This is a genomic window from Streptomyces sp. NPDC058664, assembly GCF_042716635.1.
In the GTDB taxonomy this organism is placed as follows: domain Bacteria; phylum Actinomycetota; class Actinomycetes; order Streptomycetales; family Streptomycetaceae; genus Streptomyces.
Genome location: NZ_JBHXRW010000016.1, coordinates 71444 through 89297 on the forward strand (window position 1 = coordinate 71444; position 17854 = coordinate 89297).

Annotated in this window: 18 protein-coding genes and 2 pseudogenes; 9 read left to right on the forward strand and 11 right to left on the reverse strand. The window is 71.0% G+C overall.

Annotated elements, in window-relative coordinates; translation table 11 throughout:
* Positions 1–3: 3 nt before the first annotated feature.
* From uraH to ACFWUY_RS15520, 4 genes are all read right to left on the reverse strand, one after another.
* A complete protein-coding gene (gene uraH / locus ACFWUY_RS15505) occupies positions 4–393 on the reverse strand; it encodes a hydroxyisourate hydrolase (RefSeq protein ID WP_384107557.1) in 390 nt (129 codons plus the stop codon).
* The gene (gene uraD, locus ACFWUY_RS15510) at positions 390–941 is read right to left on the reverse strand and encodes a 2-oxo-4-hydroxy-4-carboxy-5-ureidoimidazoline decarboxylase (RefSeq protein ID WP_384107559.1); all 552 of its coding nucleotides are present in this window, start codon (positions 939–941) and stop codon (positions 390–392) included. Before uraD ends, uraH begins: the two co-directional genes overlap by 4 nt.
* Before the next feature lie 155 nt (positions 942–1096).
* A complete protein-coding gene (locus ACFWUY_RS15515) occupies positions 1097–1435 on the reverse strand; it encodes a helix-turn-helix domain-containing protein (RefSeq protein ID WP_384107700.1) in 339 nt (112 codons plus the stop codon).
* 44 nt (positions 1436–1479) lie between these two features.
* Positions 1480–1731 (reverse strand): hypothetical protein, encoded by a 252-nt coding sequence (locus ACFWUY_RS15520; RefSeq protein WP_384107703.1) that lies wholly within the window; start codon positions 1729–1731, stop codon positions 1480–1482.
* Between the two features lie 139 nt (positions 1732–1870).
* On the opposite strand from ACFWUY_RS15520, the gene ACFWUY_RS15525 reads away from it, so the two are divergent.
* The 4 genes from ACFWUY_RS15525 to ACFWUY_RS15540 all read left to right on the forward strand — a co-directional run bounded on the left by ACFWUY_RS15525 (position 1871) and on the right by ACFWUY_RS15540 (position 6535).
* Positions 1871–2704, forward strand: coding sequence for a TIM barrel protein (locus ACFWUY_RS15525; RefSeq protein WP_384107561.1), 834 nt, complete (start codon positions 1871–1873; stop codon positions 2702–2704).
* A gap of 44 nt (positions 2705–2748) precedes the next feature.
* Complete coding sequence (locus tag ACFWUY_RS15530; protein ID WP_384107562.1) at positions 2749–3639, forward strand: 2-hydroxy-3-oxopropionate reductase; 891 nt, start codon at positions 2749–2751, stop codon at positions 3637–3639.
* 186 nt (positions 3640–3825) lie between these two features.
* Positions 3826–5283, forward strand: coding sequence for a catalase (locus ACFWUY_RS15535; protein ID WP_384107564.1), 1458 nt, complete (start codon positions 3826–3828; stop codon positions 5281–5283).
* Positions 5284–5869: 586 nt separating this feature from the next.
* Entirely contained in the window at positions 5870–6535 is a 666-nt protein-coding gene (locus tag ACFWUY_RS15540) for an HNH endonuclease (RefSeq protein ID WP_384107566.1), read from the forward strand.
* Here ACFWUY_RS15540 and ACFWUY_RS15545 read toward each other — a convergent pair.
* Positions 6471–7703, reverse strand: a complete 1233-nt coding sequence (locus ACFWUY_RS15545; RefSeq protein ID WP_384107568.1) for an MFS transporter — start codon at positions 7701–7703, stop codon at positions 6471–6473. The genes ACFWUY_RS15540 and ACFWUY_RS15545 overlap by 65 nt on opposite strands.
* Before the next feature lie 126 nt (positions 7704–7829).
* Here ACFWUY_RS15545 and ACFWUY_RS15550 point away from each other — a divergent pair, with 126 nt between their 5' ends.
* Positions 7830–8813, forward strand: coding sequence for an ArsR family transcriptional regulator (locus tag ACFWUY_RS15550; protein WP_384107570.1), 984 nt, complete (start codon positions 7830–7832; stop codon positions 8811–8813).
* Between the two features lie 60 nt (positions 8814–8873).
* Here the strand turns inward: ACFWUY_RS15550 and gcl are convergent, their stop codons facing one another.
* Positions 8874–10652: a glyoxylate carboligase gene (gcl, locus tag ACFWUY_RS15555; protein WP_384107707.1), complete on the reverse strand. Its 1779-nt coding sequence runs from the start codon at positions 10650–10652 to the stop codon at positions 8874–8876.
* A gap of 789 nt (positions 10653–11441) precedes the next feature.
* Between gcl and ACFWUY_RS15560 the strand changes: the two genes are divergently transcribed.
* From ACFWUY_RS15560 to ACFWUY_RS15575, 4 genes are all read left to right on the forward strand, one after another.
* Positions 11442–12185 carry a hypothetical protein gene (locus ACFWUY_RS15560; RefSeq protein WP_384107571.1) on the forward strand — a complete coding sequence of 248 codons (744 nt, stop codon included), beginning with the start codon at positions 11442–11444 and terminating at the stop codon, positions 12183–12185.
* Between the two features lie 111 nt (positions 12186–12296).
* Positions 12297–13133, forward strand: coding sequence for a TIGR04222 domain-containing membrane protein (locus ACFWUY_RS15565; RefSeq protein ID WP_384107573.1), 837 nt, complete (start codon positions 12297–12299; stop codon positions 13131–13133).
* A 19-nt stretch (positions 13134–13152) separates the two neighbouring features.
* Positions 13153–13695 carry a GNAT family N-acetyltransferase gene (locus ACFWUY_RS15570; RefSeq protein WP_384107575.1) on the forward strand — a complete coding sequence of 181 codons (543 nt, stop codon included), beginning with the start codon at positions 13153–13155 and terminating at the stop codon, positions 13693–13695.
* Positions 13696–13757: 62 nt separating this feature from the next.
* On the forward strand, positions 13758–14420 hold the full coding sequence (locus tag ACFWUY_RS15575) for a signal protein (protein WP_384107577.1): 663 nt from the start codon (positions 13758–13760) through the stop codon (positions 14418–14420).
* Positions 14421–14446: 26 nt separating this feature from the next.
* Here the strand turns inward: ACFWUY_RS15575 and ACFWUY_RS15580 are convergent.
* The 5 genes and pseudogenes from ACFWUY_RS15580 to ACFWUY_RS15600 form a co-directional block, all read right to left on the reverse strand.
* A pseudogene (locus ACFWUY_RS15580) lies at positions 14447–15367 on the reverse strand (AMP-binding protein); the annotation flags it as partial.
* 765 nt (positions 15368–16132) lie between these two features.
* Entirely contained in the window at positions 16133–16750 is a 618-nt protein-coding gene (locus ACFWUY_RS15585; protein ID WP_384107709.1) for a DUF5753 domain-containing protein, read from the reverse strand.
* A gap of 27 nt (positions 16751–16777) precedes the next feature.
* Positions 16778–16981: pseudogene (locus tag ACFWUY_RS15590) on the reverse strand (helix-turn-helix domain-containing protein); the annotation flags it as partial.
* Between the two features lie 13 nt (positions 16982–16994).
* Positions 16995–17519: a DUF6879 family protein gene (locus ACFWUY_RS15595; RefSeq protein ID WP_384107579.1), complete on the reverse strand. Its 525-nt coding sequence runs from the start codon at positions 17517–17519 to the stop codon at positions 16995–16997.
* A complete protein-coding gene (locus ACFWUY_RS15600) occupies positions 17491–17733 on the reverse strand; it encodes a hypothetical protein (protein ID WP_384107711.1) in 243 nt (80 codons plus the stop codon). Before ACFWUY_RS15600 ends, ACFWUY_RS15595 begins: the two co-directional genes overlap by 29 nt.
* Positions 17734–17854 lie beyond the last annotated feature (121 nt).

Below are 17854 nucleotides of genomic sequence, written 5' to 3' on the forward strand. Positions count from 1 at the left end.
CTGCTAGCTCCCTCGGTATACGGAGTAGCCGAACGGGTTGAGCAGCAGCGGTACGTGGTAGTGCTCGCCCGGGGTGACGGCGAACGTGATCGCCACCTCGGGGAAGAACGCACCGCTGTCCCTTACGCGGGGGGCGTCCTGCTGCGCCTCGGCTTGCTTCTTTGAGAAGTACGTCTCGACCTCGAAGTCGAGGCGTACGTGGGTGGTGCCCTCCGGCAGGGCCGGCAGGTCCTTGCAGCGTCCGTCCGCGTCGGTGGCGGAACCGCCGAGCGCGACCCACTCCGCGCCGGAGCGGCTGCGGGCCGCGAGCGTGATGGCGACGCCCTCGGCGGGGCGGCCGATGCTGGTGTCCAGGATGTGGGTGGACACCGAGGCCGTGGTGTCGGTGCTCATGCGGAGCTCTCTTCCTCGGAGGTCTCGGAGGTCCTGGGAGACTCGGGGGTCTCTACAAGACGGGTCAGCCGGATGCGGTTGATCTTGCCCAGTTCGGTGCGGACGATCTCCCGCTCCGCCTCGGGCGGGTTGTCGATCCGCTGCCGGAGCGCGTCGCGCATCTGCTCGCCGGTCAGGCCGGTGGCGCAGATGAGGAAGACGTGTCCGAACCTGTCCTGGTAGGCCAGGTTGAGTTCGAGCATCTCGGCCTTGAGCTCTGCGGTGGCGCCGGCCATCCCGCTCTGTTCGCGGGAGGAGGTCGGGTCCCCTGCCTTCGGACGACCGATCGGCGGGTGCCCCGCCATCGCCTCGGCCAGGTCCTCGGCGGTCAGCTCGGCCATGGCGGCGTCACTGGCGAGGAAGAGCGCTTCGGCGGTGGTGTACGGGCGCTGGGCGAGGATCTTGCTCCCCCACGCCGAACTGGAACACACCTCGTGGAGCGTGGCGACGGCCTCGCTGTCCGCCGAGGTGTTGAACCGGGTGAGGCCCGGTGTCGTACCTGAAGTCACGGGAAGCCTCCGTGGCTGTTTTTCGCTGTGCGTCGGACGGGCTGCGGATAGCTAACGCCCTCCGCAACACAACGTCAACACTTTGTTGAAAACTCGGCCACGCAAAAGCCGTCGTCCCGACATCTGGACGACGGCTCGTGGTCACACATGATCAACTAGTCGGCCTTGGGCGCCTTTTCCCTGTTCAGGGCGGTCTCCCTGTTGAGGTAGTTGTACACGGTGAAGCGGCTGACACCCAGTGCACCCGCCACCGTTTCCACCCCATGGCGCACCGAGAAGGCACCGCGCGCCTCGAGGAGCCGCACGGCCTCCTGCTTGGACTTGCGGTCGAGCTCGGCCAGTGGCATCCCGTGCCGCCGCTCCATCGCGGCCAGGATGTGGTCGAGGGAGTCGGACAGCTGGGGCAGCCGCACGGCGAGCACGTCCTCACCCTCCCAGGACAGGACGACGTCGTCGGCCCCCGCCTGCGCCGGGACCAGCACCTCGGCGCCCATGGCGTCGACCAGCGGCTTCACCGCCGCCACCAAGGGGTGCTCGCTCACTTCTCGCCCTCCCCGATGACGTTGACCTGGAGCGAGACGCGGGTGGCGCCGGCCGCGAGCGATTCGCGCAGCAGCGCGTCGACGGCGGTGAGCACCGCGTCGGCGGCACCTTCCGCCGTGTTGCCGAAGGGGCCGACGTCGACCGCGTCCAGCTCGGCCGACTGGATGACCTCACGGGCCACGACCGCGTGCGCCGGCGCCTCGTCGAGGTCGAACGGCTCGGTCGTGAACTCCACTCTCAAACGCACCATGGCCCCACGCTACGGCCCCATCCGGCTCCAGGGGAGCCCCGGACCTGCGGGGACCTCTTGACAAGCGCGCCGCCCACCTTGCAACATTCCGTCAGACAGAAACTTACTTCCGCAATACGGAAGGAGCGCACCCCTCATGGGATACACGGACCAGCGCTTCGATGTGAACCTGTCGATCCTCTTCACGGAACTCCCGCTCCTGGAGCGCCCCGCGGCCGCCGCCGCGGCGGGCTTCACCGCGGTCGAGCTGTGGTGGCCCTGGATCGACACCGCCACCCCCGAGCAGAGCGAGCTCGACGCCCTCAAGAAGGCTCTTGAGGACGCCGGCACCCAGCTGGTGGGCCTGAACTTCTACGCCGGGCAGCTGCCCGGCCCGGACCGCGGAGCCCTCTCCGTGCCCGGCGACGAGTCGGACCGCTTCCGCGCCAACATCGAGGTGGCGGCGGACTTCGCCGCCTCGGTCGGCTGCAAGGCGCTCAACGCGCTCTACGGCAACCGCGTCGAGGGCGTCGACCCGCAGATCCAGGACACCCTCGCCCTGGAGAACCTGGTCCTGGCCGCCCGCGCGGCGGACCGGATCGGCGCGATCCTGCTGATCGAGACCCTCAACAAGCCGGAGTCGCCGCTCTACCCGCTGGTGAGCGCCCCCGCCGCCATCGAGGTCGTCGACAAGGTCAACGCGGCCACCGGACTCGGCAACGCCAAGTTCCTCCTCGACATCTACCACCTGTCGATGAACGGCGAGGACGTCAGCCAGGTCATCGCCGAGTACGCCGCCAAGACCGGCCACGTCCAGATCGCGGACAACCCGGGCCGCGGCGCGCCGGGCACCGGCGACCTGCCCCTGGAGCAGCTCCTCGACGAGCTGAAGAAGGCCGGTTACGACGGCTGGATCGGCCTGGAGTACAAGGCCGCCGACGCCGCCGCGTCCTTCGAGTGGCTCCCGGCCGAGGCCCGCGCCTCCCGCTGACCAGCGACTTCTCCCCGTACCACCTTGTTTTGAGAGGCACCCTCATGAGCAACCTCCCCAAGATCGCTTGGATCGGTCTCGGCATCATGGGCTCCCCCATGTCCGAGAACCTGCTGAAGGCCGGCTACTCGGTCACCGGCTTCACCCTGGAGCAGGACAAGCTGGACCGGCTCGCGAAGGCCGGCGGCACCGCCGCCGCGTCGATCGCCGAGGCCGTGAAGGACGCCGACGTCATCATCACGATGGTGCCCGCCTCCCCCCAGGTCGAGGCCATCGCCTACGGCGAGAACGGCATCCTGGAGAACGCGAAGTCCGGCGCGCTGATCGTCGACATGTCGTCGATCACCCCGCAGACCTCGGTCGACCTCGCCAAGAACGCCAAGGAGAAGGGCATCCGCGTCATCGACGCGCCCGTCTCCGGCGGCGAGGCCGGCGCCATCGAGGCCGTGCTCTCGATCATGGTCGGTGGCGAGCAGGCCGACTTCGACGAGGCCCTCCCGATCCTGGAGGCCCTCGGCAAGACCATCGTGCTCTGCGGGCCGCACGGCTCCGGCCAGACGGTGAAGGCCGCCAACCAGCTGATCGTCGCGGTCAACATCCAGGCGTGCGCCGAGGCCGTGGTCTTCCTGGAGAAGTCCGGCGTGAACCTCCAGGCCGCCCTGGACGTCCTCAACGGCGGCCTGGCCGGCTCCACGGTCCTGACCCGCAAGAAGGACAACTTCCTGAACCGCGACTTCAAGCCCGGTTTCCGGATCGACCTGCACCACAAGGACATGGGCATCGTCACCGACGCCGCCCGCAACGTCGGTGCGGCCCTCCCGGTCGGCGCGGTCGTCGCCCAGCTCGTCGCCTCGCTGCGCGCGCAGGGTGACGGCGGCCTGGACCACTCGGCCCTGCTGCGCGCCGTCGAGCGCCTCTCCGGCCAGCAGGTCTGACCCAGCGCCCCTCTCGCGGGGGCCCCTGATTTCCGGTCGGCGGCGGCGCTGACACCTGTCCTGTCGCGCCCAGGCGCCGCCGCCGACCGGAACACCACACTTCCTTTTCAACAAACTGTTGACGTTGTGTTCGAGCCGAATCTACGCTCCTCGCACCTCAGCAGAGCTCCCGTACGGAAGGTCACGATGTCGAAGCGCGTGCTTACGACCGAGTCCGGCGCCCCCGTCGCCGACAACCAGAACTCCGCCACCGCCGGCGTCGGTGGCCCTCTCCTCCTCCAGGACCAGCACCTGCTGGAGAAGCTCGCGCGCTTCAACCGTGAGCGGATCCCGGAGCGCGTGGTGCACGCCCGCGGCTCCGGCGCGTACGGGTACTTCGAGGTGACCGACGACGTCACCGGCTTCACGAAGGCCGCGTTCCTCTCCGAGGTCGGCAAGAAGACCGAGACCTTCATCCGCTTCTCCACCGTGGCCGACTCGCTCGGTGGCGCGGACGCGGTCCGCGACCCGCGCGGCTTCGCCCTGAAGTTCTACACCGAAGAGGGCAACTACGACCTCGTCGGCAACAACACCCCGGTGTTCTTCATCAAGGACCCGATCAAGTTCCCCGACTTCATCCACTCGCAGAAGCGCGACCCCTTCACGGGCAAGCAGGAGCCGGACAACGTCTGGGACTTCTGGGCGCACGCCCCCGAGGCCACCCACCAGATCACCTGGCTCATGGGCGACCGCGGCATCCCCGCCTCGTACCGCCACATGAACGGCTACGGCTCGCACACCTACCAGTGGACCAACGAGGCGGGCGAGGCCTTCTTCGTCAAGTACCACTTCAAGACGAACCAGGGCATCCGCTCCCTCTCCGCCGACCAGGCCGCCGAGCTCGTCGGCAAGGACGCCAACTCGCACCAGACCGACCTGCTCCAGGCGATCGAGCGGGGCGTGAACCCCTCCTGGACCCTGTACGTCCAGGTGATGCCGGCCGCCGAGGCCGCGGACTACCGCTTCAACCCGTTCGACCTCACCAAGGTGTGGCCGCACGCCGACTACCCGCTGCAGCGCGTGGGCCGGCTGGTCCTCGACCGCAACCCGGACAACGTCTTCGCCGAGGTCGAGCAGGCCGCGTTCTCCCCGAACAACTTCGTCCCGGGCATCGGCCCGTCGCCGGACAAGATGCTCCAGGGCCGCCTCTTCGCCTACGCGGACGCCCACCGCTACCGCCTCGGTGTCAACCACACCCAGCTGCCGGTGAACGCTCCCAAGGCGACCGTCGCCGAGAACTACGGCCGGGACGGTCTCATGGCCACCCGCCAGGGCTCGCGCCACGACAAGAACTACGAGCCCAACTCGTACCAGGGCCCGGCCCAGACCGACGCGGCGCTCTCCGCCCCGCTCGCGATCCACGGCTGGACCGGCACCCACGAGGCGCCGCAGCACACCAAGGACGACGACTTCTTCCAGGCCGGCGAGCTCTACCGCCTGATGTCCGAGGACGAGAAGGGCCGTCTGATCGCCAACATCGCCGGCGGTCTGTCCCAGGTGTCCCGCGAGGACGTCATCGAGAAGAACCTCGCGCACTTCGCCGCCGCCGACACGGAGTACGGCAAGCGCGTGGCGGAGGCGGTCCGCGCCCTGCGCGAGGACTGACCGACCAGCAGCACCCAGACTGCGTACGGCATCTGACGGGAGGTCAGTGCCGTACGTGGTCCGGACCGCCGACCCGGATGAGGGGTGGCCGGCGATCCGGACAAGCGTGAGGACCGCGGCGGCGCCGAGCCAGTGCGGTGGTAAGGGCGCCGGCCCTCCTTCTTGACCTGAAAGAAGGGGACGGCCGCGCCGCCCGTCGGCACCGCCGCGGTCCCAACGCCCCCGTAAGGGGATCCCCAAAGACTCCGCCCGGCGGCGCGAACGACCCACTCTCGACGCCCCCCTCGCACTGCTTCGCAGGCTTCGGAAGGCTGCGCCGGACTCCGTCCGCCGGCCTCGGAAGCACGCGCACCTCAAAGACTCCGCCCGGCGGCGCGAACGTCCTGTCGCGCCAGCCTCGTGCCGTCGGGCGGTCATCAGACGAGAGCGCGGAACCAGGTTTACGGTCCCTGGTTCCGCGCTCTTCTTCGTATGTGCGTACGACCCCGCAGCGCATCGTTTCTGCGGTGAAGATCCACACCCGGTCGGGCGAGCGCACCGCGGTTCGGGCCCCGTGCGCCCCGTGTCCGGCGCTATCCACTCGTACATGATCAAGAACCTGATGCGCGGTCTCGCACCGCTCGCCCTGATCCTGTCCCCGCTCGCCGTCCCCTCCCCCGCCCTCTCCGCCGGCGTCGTCCTCTTCCCCGACGCCCTCGCCGAACTCCCCGAGGCCACCGAGGACCCGGCCGGCTACAAGGAGACGGCGTTCCGCCACTGGAACCAGGGCCTCGACCCGGCGGACGGCTGCGACACCCGTGCCGAGGTGCTCGTCGCCGAGGCCGTCGACGCCCCGAAGACCGGCAAGGACTGCGTCATCACCGGGGGCTCCTGGACCTCGTACTACGACGGGCAGAACGTCACCGATCCGGCCCTGCTCCGCGTCGACCACCTCGTCGGGCTCGAAGAGGCCTGGCGGTCGGGGGCGTCCGGCTGGACGGCCGAGCGGCGCGAGAAGTACGCCAACGACCAGGGCGCGGCCGCGACCCTCGTCGCCGTCACCGCCCGCAGCCAGAAGGACAAGGCCGGGCGCGACCCCGCCGAATGGGTGCCCGCGGAAAACGCCCGGTACTGCCGTTACGTCGGCGAGTGGGTCGGCACCAAGCTGCGCTGGGGCCTGTCGGTCGACAAGGACGAGAGGGAGGCGCTCAAGCTGTTCGCCGACGGCCCGTGCGAGGACACGGTCGTGCACCGCTCGACGGCGCCTCGCTAGGGGGCGCCCCGCCGGCCCTCCGGTCGGCCCGCGCGAGCGCCAGGGTCACGGTGAGCGAGGCGAGGGCGAGCAGCACCATCCCCGTGCGCGGTGACGTGTACTGGGCGAGGGTGCCGGCAAGCGCCGCGCTCACCCCCTGGAGGGCGAGCGTCCCCGAGCTGTGCAGCCCGAGCGCGTGACCGCTCAGCTCCTCCGGCACCAGGGCCATCAGCCGCTCCTGGTGCAGGAGGCTCGCCCCGTATCCGACGGCCGAGACCGTCACCGCGACGAGCGCGAGCGGCAGCGCCGGGTCCAGGGCGAACACCAGGAACGGGGCCGCGAGCAGTGCCTGGAGCGGGAAGCGGATCCGGCCGCGCAGCCGCGCCGGCAGGAAGCGGCCGACGGCGGTGTCCCCGGCCAGCATGCCGAGCGCGGCGCAGGCGAAGAGGAGCCCGGCCCGCTCGGGGTCGTACGGCACGAAGAGCGACTCGCAGCCCACGATCAGCCCGTTGGGCACCCAGAGCGCCAGGTAGCAGCGGCGGCGCGCGGGTGAGGACCACAGCCGCCGGTTGGTGCGCCGGGTCTCGGCGACCGAGGCGCGTCCGGCGGCCCGCGGCGGGCGCTCCGTGAGGCCGGCGCGGGCGAGGAGTGCGGCGGCGAGGTAGAGGCCCGCGCCCACGAGGACCGCGCCGCGCGGCGCGAGCAGGGCGACCAGGGCGCCGCCGGTCACGAAGCCGCCGATCTGGCAGGCGCCGACGGCCATGTTCGTCACCGAGCGGCCGAGGAGGAAGTCCTCGCGGGCGAGGATCTCGTTGAGGAGCCCGTAGCGCACTCCGCCGCCCAGCGAGGCCACGAGCCCCTCGGCGAGCAGGATCACGAAGAGCGCCCAGGTCGGCAGGCCGGGGATCGCCAGGACGGCGGTGCCCACGGCGAAGAAGAGGGCCGTTCCGGCGAGCGCGGCGCGCGGCGGCAGCCGGTCGGCGGCCGAGAGCAGGGTGGTCGCGCCGAGCAGCTGGGCGAGCGAGGGCCCGAAGAGCGCGAGGGCGGAGAGGAGCGGGGAGCCGGTCGCCCGGTACACGAGCGTGGCGAGACCGAGCCCGGCCACCGTCTGGGCGGCGGTGTGGGCGGAGCCGGTGAGGAAGAGCGGGGTGAACTCGGGGGTGCGGAAGAGGTCACGGTAGCGGGGCATGCCGGGGAGTCTCCGGGGACGCCGTCGTCGCCGATATTGTTTCGCCGGGAGGCGAAAGGACGCGGGCGCGCCAGGCGTTCGACGGGACACGTTCGAGGGAACGCGGCAGGACGGGGAGCGCGCGCCATGGGCTGGTGGCAGATCGGTACGGACTCGCTGGCCGGGAGCAGGTTCGTCGTCTCTCCGCTGGCCGAGACGATCGCGGCGCTCAAGACCCTGCACACGGCGGCCGGCGCCCATCCGGGCGAGCGGGCGTGGCTGGCCGCGCACCTGCCCGCGTACCGGGAGCGCCTCGCCGCCGGACCGCTCGACGCGCCGCTCGTACGGGCGGCCCTCGGGCCCACGTGGAACGCCGACTTCCTGACGCCGACGCCGCCGGGCGACCGCGAGCGGTCCTTCGAGGAGGAGGTCGTGGCGGTCCGTGCGTGCGAACCGGCCGACGCCGTGGCCCACTTGGAGGTGGCGATCGGCGGGCCCGTACCGGATCCGCTGCGGTCGGCGGGGGACCTGCCGCACCGGATGGCGGACGTCCTGGAGTGGGTGTGGCGGGAGACGGTGCTGCCCGACTGGCCGCGCCGCCGCCGGGTCCTGGAGGCCGACGTGGTGGCACGGACCGCGCGTCTGGCGCGGGACGGCTGGGCCGCGGCGCTCGACGAGCTGTGCCCGGGGAAGATGCGCTGGCTGGGCGACGGGCGGCTCCAGGTCAACCCCCGCGCGTACCCGCCGAGGCGGGTCGACGGCGGCCGGCTGCTCTTCGTCCCCGTGACGCCGCGGCAGGGCTGGGTCTCCTGGGAGGGGCGCGAACGGTTCGCCGTCGTGTACGCGTGCTCAGGCCCTCTCGCGGACGTGACGGAACCGGTCGTGCCCCAGGCACTCGGGGCGCTGCTCGGCGGAGCGCGCGCGGGAGTCCTCGTACGGCTCGAATCACCCAAGTCCACCAGTCAGTTGGTGGCGCTGACGGGGCAGGGCCTCGGTTCGGTGGGGCGGCACCTGAAGGTGCTGCTCGACGCCGGCCTGGTGCGACGGGGCCGGGCGGGGCGGTCGGTCCTGTACGAGTGGACGGAGGCGGGCGCGGTGCTGGTGGGCGCCCAGGGGGCGGGAACGCCCTGACGGCGGAACGGCCCCCGCCCCGGTGTTCCTCGGGGCGGGGGCCGTGTCAGGGCTCCCGGATCAGACCTTGAGGGCCTTGATCGCGGTGGGCGCGTGGCCCGGCTCGGTGGCCAGCTCCTCGAACTCGGTGACGTCGCTCATGTCGACCGTCTTGCTCATGGCGATGTTGGTGATGCGCTCCAGGATCGCCTCGACGACGACCGGGACCTGGTGCTCGACGGCCAGCTTCTTGGCCTCCTCGAAGGCCTCGCCCAGCTTGTCCGGGTCGGTGACGCGGATGGCCTTGACGCCGAGGCCCTCGGCGACCTTGACGTGGTCGACGCCGTAGACGCCGATCTCCGGGGTGTTGATGTTCTCGAACTCGAGGTTGACCTCGAAGTTGATGCCGAGACCGCCCTGCGCCTGCCGGATCAGACCCAGGTAGGCGTTGTTCACGAGGACGTGGACGTAGGGGACCTTGTGCTGGGCGGCGACCGCCAGCTCCTCGATCATGAACTGGAAGTCGTAGTCGCCGGAGAGGGCGACGATCGGGGTCTCCGGGTCGGCGGTGGCGGCGCCGATCGCGGCCGGGATGGTCCAGCCGAGCGGGCCGGCCTGGCCGCAGTTGATCCAGTGGCGCGGCTTGTAGACGTGCAGGAACTGCGCGGCGGCGATCTGGGAGAGACCGATGGTGGTGACGTAACGGGTCTCCGGGCCGAACGCCTTGTTCATCTCCTCGTAGACGCGCTGCGGCTTCAGGGGGATGTTGTCGAAGTGCGTACGGCGCTGCAGGGTGGCCTTGCGGTCCTGCGCGGAGGCGGCCCACGCGGAGAAGTCGGGCAGCTTGCCGGCGGCCTTCAGCTCCTTGGCGATCTCGATGAAGAGTTCGAGGGCGGCCTTGGCGTCGGAGGCGATGCCGAAGTCCGGGGCGAAGATCTTGCCGAGCTGGGTCGGCTCGATGTCGACGTGGACGAACTTCCGGCCCTTGGTGTAGGCGTCCAGGTTGTAGCCGGTGTGGCGGTTGGCCCAGCGGTTGCCGATGCCGAGGACGAGGTCCGACTCCAGGAAGGTCGCGTTGCCGTAGCGGTGCGCGGTCTGGACGCCGACCATGCCGGCGGCCAGCTCGTGGTCGTCCGGGATGGTGCCCCAGCCCATGAGGGTGGAGATGACCGGGATGCCGGTCAGTTCGGCGAACTCGACGAGGAGGTCGGAGGCGTCGGCGTTGATGATGCCGCCGCCGGCGACGATCAGCGGGCGCTCGGACTCCAGGAGGAAGTTCAGCGCCTTCGCGGCCTGGGCGCGGGTGGCGCGCGGCTTGTAGACCGGCAGCGGCTCGTAGGTCTCCGGGTCGAACTCGATCTCGGTCAGCTGGACGTCGATCGGCAGGTCGATGAGGACCGGGCCGGGACGGCCGGAGCGCATCAGGTGGAAGGCCTCCTGGAAGACGCCCGGGACCTGCGCGGCCTCCAGGACCGTCGTGGCCTTCTTGGTGACCGGCTTGGCGATGGAGGCGATGTCGACGGCCTGGAAGTCCTCCTTGTGGAGCTTCGAGACCGGGGCCTGGCCGGTGATGCAGAGGATCGGGATCGAGTCCGCGATGGCCGAGTACAGGCCGGTGATCATGTCGGTGCCGGCGGGTCCTGAGGTGCCGATGCAGACACCGATGTTGCCGGCCTTGGCACGGGTGTAGCCCTCGGCCATGTGGGACGCGCCCTCGACGTGGCGGGCCAGCGTGTGGCCGACGCCGCCGACGTTCTTGAGCTCGCGGTAGAAGGGGTTGATCGCCGCGCCGGGGACGCCGAACGCCTGGGTGACGCCTTCGCGCTTGAGGATCTCAACGGCCGCTGCGGCGGCGGTCATACGAGGCATGGGAGTGCTCCTGCTTCGGCCGGGCGGATCCAAGCCGCCGGTCGACTCGGGGAGCCCGGTGCGGCTGGTTTCCGCTTGTTTCCGTAATGCGGAAATACTGTTCTGCTATACGGAAGCAATGTAGGTCGGGCTCCGGAGAACCGTCAAGAGAGGTCCGCGCTGCGGGATCACGGAAGTTGGCCGAACGCCCTTCCCCGGGCGGTGGATGGGGGGACGATGGGGCGGAACGACAGGGGGTTGGTTGTGGGCGATGCGGTACCCGTGCGCTGCCCGGGATGCCTGCGCACGCAGGCGTACGCGGCACCCGTCTTCCCCTGCGCGTGCGGAAGCCCCGTGGCTCCGCCCGTGCGGGCGGGCGCGACGGCGGAGCCGATCACGCACCGGAACTGGGCGGACGAATGGGTCACCGTCCGCTGCGGCGCCTGCGGCCGCGTGGACGACTGGCCCCACCCGGAACTGGGCTGCACGTGCGGAACGGTCCTGCGGGTCCCGGTCGGACCGGTGGACGACCGCCCGGGGACCTCCGGCGGGACGTCTGCCTCCGGCGGGGCGGGCTCGGACGGCGGGACGTCTGCCTCCGGCGGGGCGGGCTCGGACGGCGGGCCGGGCGCCTCCGGTACGGCGCCGGAAGCCGACGGCCCCGGGAGCTCCCGTACCGCGCCGGAAGACGACCGCACCGGAGCTTCCCGTGCGGCTCCGGAAGACGACGGCACCGGAGCTTCCCGTGCGGCTCCGGTGGCCGGATGGCGCGGTCGGGGCTCCGCGCCGGGTGGCCCCGGCGTGGCCGACACCCCGGGGTTCTCCGGGACGACTCCGGCGACCGGGCGGCAGAGCGCGGACCCGGCGCCGGAGGGGCCCGGCCGGCCCGGCACCCCCCGGGGCTCCGGCGCGGCACCGTCCCGGGCGGTCGAGCCCGGCGCGGAGTGGTTCGGTACGGGCCCCACCGCCGGACGCGGCACCGGAACGGACACCGGGACGGGAACGGGCCGGGGTACGGGGACGGGAACAGGCGCCGGCACCGGGACCGGCGGGCAGGGCCCGGCGGGCCTCGACACGGGTGCGGCCGGTGCCGGTCCCGGCTTCGCCGGGCGCCATCCCGCGCGCATACCGCTGCCGCCCACCGCACCGCGCCCCGCTCCGACCCGCGGGGCCTTCCGGCCCGTGACGATCCGGACCGCGCGGGACGCGGTCGCCGCGGCCGCCGGATACCTGCGCTGGCTGGGGTACCGGGACGTCGTCCAGCCGGAGGAGCGTCCCGCGTCCGGCGTGGACCTGCGGGCGCCGGGGCTCGTCGCACAGGTCGACCCGAGCACCCGGCCCACGGGGCTGCGGGCCGTCGAGTGCCTGTGGCTCAACGGGCTGAGCGCCTCCGCCGTGAGCGTGTTCTTCTCACTCGCGGGCTACACGCCGGAGGCCCGTTCCCGTGCCGCGGAGGTCCACCTCCCGCTCTTCGTCCTCGACCTGACCGGCACCCCCCAGCCGGTGAACGCCGCCGCCGACGACCTGGCCGCCGGCGGCGGCTAGGACGTGCCCGGCGCGCGGCCGCCGCTCCGCTCCGTCCCGGCAGCCGAATCCGGCCATTCGCGCGTGACGATCACGCTCTCCCGGGCACAACACCCTTGGGGGGTGGGCGTCATGTCGACGGGGATGTGGTGGTTCGTCGGAGCGGCCTGCGGACAGTTGCTGTTCGCCGCCGTGCTGTTGCGAACCCGCAGCCGGGGAAGCGGAGCGCCGGGCACGGACGTCGTGCCGCCGCCGCAGGCCCTGGCGCTGCTGCGCGGCGGGCGGCGGGCGGCCGTCACCGTGGCGCTGGTGGCACTGCACCAGCGCGGGGCGGTCGCGGCGGGGCGCAAACATACGATTCGGGCCAACGGCGGTCCTGGGCGCACCACGGACCCCGTACAGCTGGGGGTGCACCGGGCGCTGCACCGGGCCTACGCGTTGCGGGACCTCGCGCTGCGTCCCGAGGCGCGGCGGGCGGTGGACGCGCTGCGCGGCGAGCTGCGCGCGACGGGGCTGCTCGGGTCGCCCGCGCGGCTGGGGACGGCGGGGGCGCTGCTCGGCTGCGTACCGCTGACGCTGGGGGCGGGGGCGTATGTGACGGCGCCGTCCGGTGCGGCCCTGAGCTGGGTGTTCGCCGCGGGCGCGCTGCCGTTGCTCGTGGCGGTGGCGCTGCTGCGGCTGCCGCCGCCCACCCGGGCGGCGCGGCAGCTGCTCGCCGGCCTGCGGGAGCGGTACCCGCTGCCGGCGCACCGCCGTGAGGTGACGGACGGACGGCTGGTCCAGCTGTACGTGGCGCTGTACGGCGATCCGGCGCTCGCCATGTTCCTGCCGCGGTTCTCCCGGGACGGCGGGCTGCTGGACCGGCCCGGGCGGGGAGATCGGCCAGGGCAGGTGGACCGGCCCGGGCGGGTGGAGCGGAACCGGCCGCCGACGGATCGCGGCCCGGCCGCGGGGGACCGTCCGGGGTGATGCCGCGCCATACTGGCGTATGCGCATCAGAGCGGCCGCCGCGGCCGAACTCCCGCTGCTCCAGGACATCGAACGGGCGGCGGGCGAACCGTTCCGTACGCTCGGCATGGCGGCGATCGCCGACGACGACCCGCTGCCCCTGGACGTCCTGGAGTCGTACCGCCGCGCGGGCCGGGCGTGGGTGGCGGTGGACGCCGCCGACCGCCCGGTCGCGTACCTGCTCGCCGACACGGTCGACGGCGCGGCCCACATCGAGCAGGTGTCGGTGCATCCGGACGCCGCCCGGCGGGGTGTGGGCCGGGCGCTGATCGAGCATCTGGCGGCGACCGCCGGGGCGCGGGGCCTGGTGGCGCTGACCCTGACGACGTTCACCGAGGTGCCGTGGAACGCGCCGTACTACACGCGGCTCGGCTTCCGTCCGCTCGCGGAGTCCGATCCGGCGCTGACGGAGGGCCTGCGCGCCATCAGCCGCGCGGAGGCGGCCCACGGCCTGTCCCTCTGGCCCCGCGTCTGCATGCGCCGTGAGGTGCGGAGCAGCGAACCGGCCGGACTTCAGCCGTAGACCGTGGTCCACCGGCCCGCCCTCCCACGGGCAGGAGGATCACGGCCTCGTACCCTTCGCTCATGCATCCCGGAAGATCCATAGCCCTGCTGATCGGCGCATCGGTCCTGGTCGGCGCATGCTCCACGACGTCCACCCCGCCCTCTCCGCCCCCGAGCAGCTCCCTGCCCGGGACGACGGCGGACCCTGCGACCGCCTCTCCCGGCGCCCCCGGCGCGCGAGCCGAGCTGAGCGCCGCCGACCTGCAGGGCCGCTGGTGGACCTGGGCGGCTTCGAGCGTCAGCGCCTCGAACCCCGTCTCGGACCAGGACGGTCACCTGTGCGCCCAGGGCCAGCCGGGAGACATCTGGTTCCTGGCCGGCACCTTCGGCGGGACCGCGACGCGCTCCTGCACGGTCCCCGCGAAGGTGCCCCTGGCCTTTCCCTTGGTCAACACCTTCGGCGAAGCAGCCGACTGCACCGCGTTCATGGCCTCGGCACAGGGGAGCGCCCTCCTGGACGGCCGAGCTCTGGAAGCCGAACGATACGAAGCGACACCCGTCCGGATCACCGCTGTGGACGGCAATCCACTCACCGGGGAAAGCGGACGCTTCCGATCCCAGGCCTGCGGCCTCTGGGTGCAACTGGAACCCCTGTCACCCGGCAGCCACACGCTGAACATCAGGGGATCATCCGGATCCTTCGCCATCGCCGTGGACTACAAGCTCCAGGTCGCGGCCGGCTGAGGCGGTTCCAGGCCGGCGGACACGTCCTAGGGGGCGTCCCGCCGTCCCCCGTACCGCTGCCGCAGTTCCACCTTCCGTACCTTGCCGCTCACCGTCATCGGGAACGCGGTGAGGATCTCCACCCTGCGCGGGATCTTGTAGTGGGCGAGCCGGTCGCGGCAGAAGGACGTGAGCTCCTCCAGGGTGGGTGGGTCGGCCGGGTCGCGGGGGACCACGCAGGCCAGGATCTCCTCGCCGTAGCGTTCGTCGGGGACGCCGACGACCTGGACGTCGGCGATCTTCGGGTGGCCGTGGAGGAACTCCTCGATCTCGCGCGGGTACACGTTCTCGCCGCCCCGGATGATCATGTCCTTGATGCGGCCGACGATCTGCACGTAGCCGTCGTCGCGCATCACCGCCAGGTCCCCGGTGTGCATCCAGCGGCCGCTGTCGATCGCCTCGGCGGTCTTCTCCGGTTCGTCCCAGTAGCCGAGCATCACGCCGTAGCCGCGGGTGCACAGCTCCCCCGCCGTGCCGCGTTCCACCGTGAGCCGGCTCGCGGGGTCGACGACCTTCACCTCGACGTGCGGCATGACCCGCCCGACCGTGCCCGTGCGGCGCTCCAGGTCGTCGTCGCGGCGGGTCTGGGTGGAGACGGGCGAGGTCTCCGTCATGCCGTAGCAGATGGACACCTCCGCCATGTTCATCTCGGCGACGACCCGTTTCATCACCTCCACCGGGCACGGTGACCCGGCCATGATGCCGGTGCGCAGACTCGACAGGTCGTACGTGGCGAAGTCCGGGAGGTTCAGTTCGGCGATGAACATCGTCGGGACGCCGTAGAGCGAGGTGCAGCGTTCCTCCTGCACCGCGCGGAGGGTGGCCGCCGGGTCGAAGGAGGGGGCGGGGATCACGATGCAGGCGCCGTGCGAGGTGGCGGCCCTGTTTCCCATGACCATACCGAAGAGTAAGGGACCACCTATGCAATGTCTACCCCACCTGCGGACATGAGGAAGCCCCGGTCGTCCTCCACGGGGGAGAAAGACGACCGGGGCAGTCAGGGTTGGCGCCGGCTCGACGTCGCACGGGCGGGACGTGAGCCGACCTCGCCGTCCCGCCCGCTCCCGGACACGGGCGCTCGCGAGACGCACCGTGCGGGCCTGATCCGCTCCTCCGGAGAGCTTCCCCAAGCCTCGAAGGAGCGGAGCTCTATTCGCGGCGGGTGACGACTGCGATGTCCTCGTAGTGGCGAGCGAAGATGCCGTGCCCCTCGCGCCCCGTGTGCTCCATGCAGTCGTCGTCAGCCTGGTTCACGTCCGACGTCGGGGCGACGCTCCATCCGCAATCCGGGTGGAGGCACCGGGCCGTTACGGTCGGTTCGGAGTCGGGGTGCCGGGTGATCCGGTGCGGTACGAACCGCATTACGGTGTTCACGGCTTCACCACCGGCACGGGCGTAGTGAAGACACGAACCTGTGCCATCTCATCGGCGGTCGACTGACGGAGCTCCTCCGGCGGGACCGTCCACTCTCGCCCCCCTCCCGGTGGTCGGAGGTAGACGCTTCCCTCGTACCGCTCGACCACACGGCCGATCCGTCCGTCTGCGTCGACCGCGTACCGGCTCCCGGCCGGCTGCCACTGTTCTTCGGACATGCGCACCGTCCCCTCTTCGTCTCTGACGGTAGGGGCCACGGCTCGGCGGATTCCACGAAGTTCTACGGAGTTCTATGCAACTTAGGACGGGGCTGGAATCGCTCCTGCGATGATCCGGTAGGCGTCGGGGCCGAACACAGCCGCGCGTGTCATTTCGGCGTGTGCAGCGACGTACTGAGCGACTTCGGTCGGCGCCGTGATCGTCAGCGACGCTGTCAGCAACTCCACGAACACCGTCTCGTCGTCATACACGCTGAAGGTTTCTACTGGCCACATAGCCCGCGCAGAGGACGGAATGACACCGAGCGAGACCGCGGGATACCGTGCTGCGTCCAAGAGGTGGAGAAGCTGTTCAGTCATGACGTCGGCACTGCCGACATTCCGGCGTAGGGCAGCCTCCTCCACCACGAAGGAGTACGTTCGGCCGGCTTGCTTAATGATCTTCGACCGTTCAACCCGGGCGGTTGCTGCGTCATCGACGTCGTCTGGCGTGCCGTGGAAACGCGCGATGTCCCTCAGGAGAGCCGCAGCGTATCCGTAGGTCTGGAGGAACCCGGGGAGCACGGTGGAGCTGTAGACGCGGAACTGACGCGTTCGCTCGTATAGCGGGATACGGGACTCCTGGAGCCGTCGCAGGCCCGTGCGCTGTACCCGGCGCCATTCCATGTACATGGAGTCGGCTGTCCGGTTGGCGGCCACGAGATCCGGGATCTTGTCCTCGGCTCCGCACGCCGCGCACCACTCACGAATGTCGTCGTCTGACGGGGGCGTTGTAGCACTCTGAAGGCGAGAGACCTTCGACGGCTGCCAGCCTGTACGTGCGGCGACGTCCCTACCCGTCAGACCAGCATCACGCCGAATCTCGCGGAGTTGATCCGCTATGGCTCGGCGTGCAGCATCAAGGGCTGTTGACGGGTAGGGGCTATGCATCAGTGTGAGTCGCTCAGATCCGGTAGTCCTGGTGCGGGATGGCGCGTCCCCAGATGGCTTCGAACGCCTCAGCGTGACGCTTCACGACGTCGGCCCCGTCCTCCATGACATCAGCGACGAACCGTCCGTCGCCTCCGAAGAGGCTGAAGCGGATGAGTCGGTCGTCGAAGATCCACAGGTCGTTGCCCGGGAGGAGCAAGTCCGATGCCAGGTGACGAGGCAGCCACCGCACCTCTTCGCCGGCCGCGATGTTCTGCGGCGTGCATGCGTGCTCGTACTGGACGTACTCGCTCAGCGGCTCCGAGACGACGCGAGCGCGACGCATGACGACACCACGGCCGACAGCGTCGGCAACCGACTGGTGGAAGCCGTTCCACCACGACGAGCGGTCGCTGTGGTTGTACCTCCAGCCGTTTTGCCACGCCGCAAACTCGGCATCCTCTTCCACGACGCCGTAGACATCACGCGTTTCCAGGTGAACCGCTGAGCGGCTGCATCCCGCCAGCAGTTCAGCGAACGGTGGCACCTTCAGCGGCATCGCACGCCTCCCTGATCTGCTGCACCATGCGGACGGGCAGCCGGACGACTGCCTCAGTGTCGGGGATCGATCCCGTCGCAAGGCATTCTGCCTGGAGTACCTCGTCCGCCTTCCACCCCTGGAACACGAACTCTCCCTTGTCCTCGTCGAGCCATACCGTCGGGCAGTGGTCGCCATTGGTGTTGGGGTCCTTGCCGAACGAGCGTAGAGCCATGATGTCCTCCGTCGTCACGTGGATTGCGCAATGTTCTACGACCATCCTGCCTTCGGACGTGACCGTCAAGGGTGCCTAGATGGGGAAGCCCAGCGCTCTCATGTGACGTCGCCAGAGCCTT

Bases quoted from the DNA above. Each gene is read 5' to 3' on its own strand.
- ACFWUY_RS15565 (WP_384107573.1), top strand. From the start codon at position 12,297: ATGTCGACGGGGATGTGGTGGTTCGTCGGAGCGGCCTGCGGACAGTTG.
- ACFWUY_RS15525 (WP_384107561.1), top strand. From the start codon at position 1,871: ATGGGATACACGGACCAGCGCTTCGATGTGAACCTGTCGATCCTCTTC.
- ACFWUY_RS15575 (WP_384107577.1), top strand. From the start codon at position 13,758: ATGCATCCCGGAAGATCCATAGCCCTGCTGATCGGCGCATCGGTCCTG.
- gcl (WP_384107707.1), bottom strand. From the start codon at position 10,652: ATGACCGCCGCCGCAGCGGCCGTTGAGATCCTCAAGCGCGAAGGCGTC.
- ACFWUY_RS15595 (WP_384107579.1), bottom strand. From the start codon at position 17,519: ATGCCGCTGAAGGTGCCACCGTTCGCTGAACTGCTGGCGGGATGCAGC.
- ACFWUY_RS15540 (WP_384107566.1), top strand. From the start codon at position 5,870: ATGATCAAGAACCTGATGCGCGGTCTCGCACCGCTCGCCCTGATCCTG.
- ACFWUY_RS15600 (WP_384107711.1), bottom strand. From the start codon at position 17,733: ATGGCTCTACGCTCGTTCGGCAAGGACCCCAACACCAATGGCGACCAC.
- ACFWUY_RS15545 (WP_384107568.1), bottom strand. From the start codon at position 7,703: ATGCCCCGCTACCGTGACCTCTTCCGCACCCCCGAGTTCACCCCGCTC.
- ACFWUY_RS15570 (WP_384107575.1), top strand. From the start codon at position 13,153: ATGCGCATCAGAGCGGCCGCCGCGGCCGAACTCCCGCTGCTCCAGGAC.
- ACFWUY_RS15515 (WP_384107700.1), bottom strand. From the start codon at position 1,435: ATGGGCGCCGAGGTGCTGGTCCCGGCGCAGGCGGGGGCCGACGACGTC.
- ACFWUY_RS15550 (WP_384107570.1), top strand. From the start codon at position 7,830: ATGGGCTGGTGGCAGATCGGTACGGACTCGCTGGCCGGGAGCAGGTTC.
- uraH (WP_384107557.1), bottom strand. From the start codon at position 393: ATGAGCACCGACACCACGGCCTCGGTGTCCACCCACATCCTGGACACC.
- ACFWUY_RS15530 (WP_384107562.1), top strand. From the start codon at position 2,749: ATGAGCAACCTCCCCAAGATCGCTTGGATCGGTCTCGGCATCATGGGC.
- ACFWUY_RS15535 (WP_384107564.1), top strand. From the start codon at position 3,826: ATGTCGAAGCGCGTGCTTACGACCGAGTCCGGCGCCCCCGTCGCCGAC.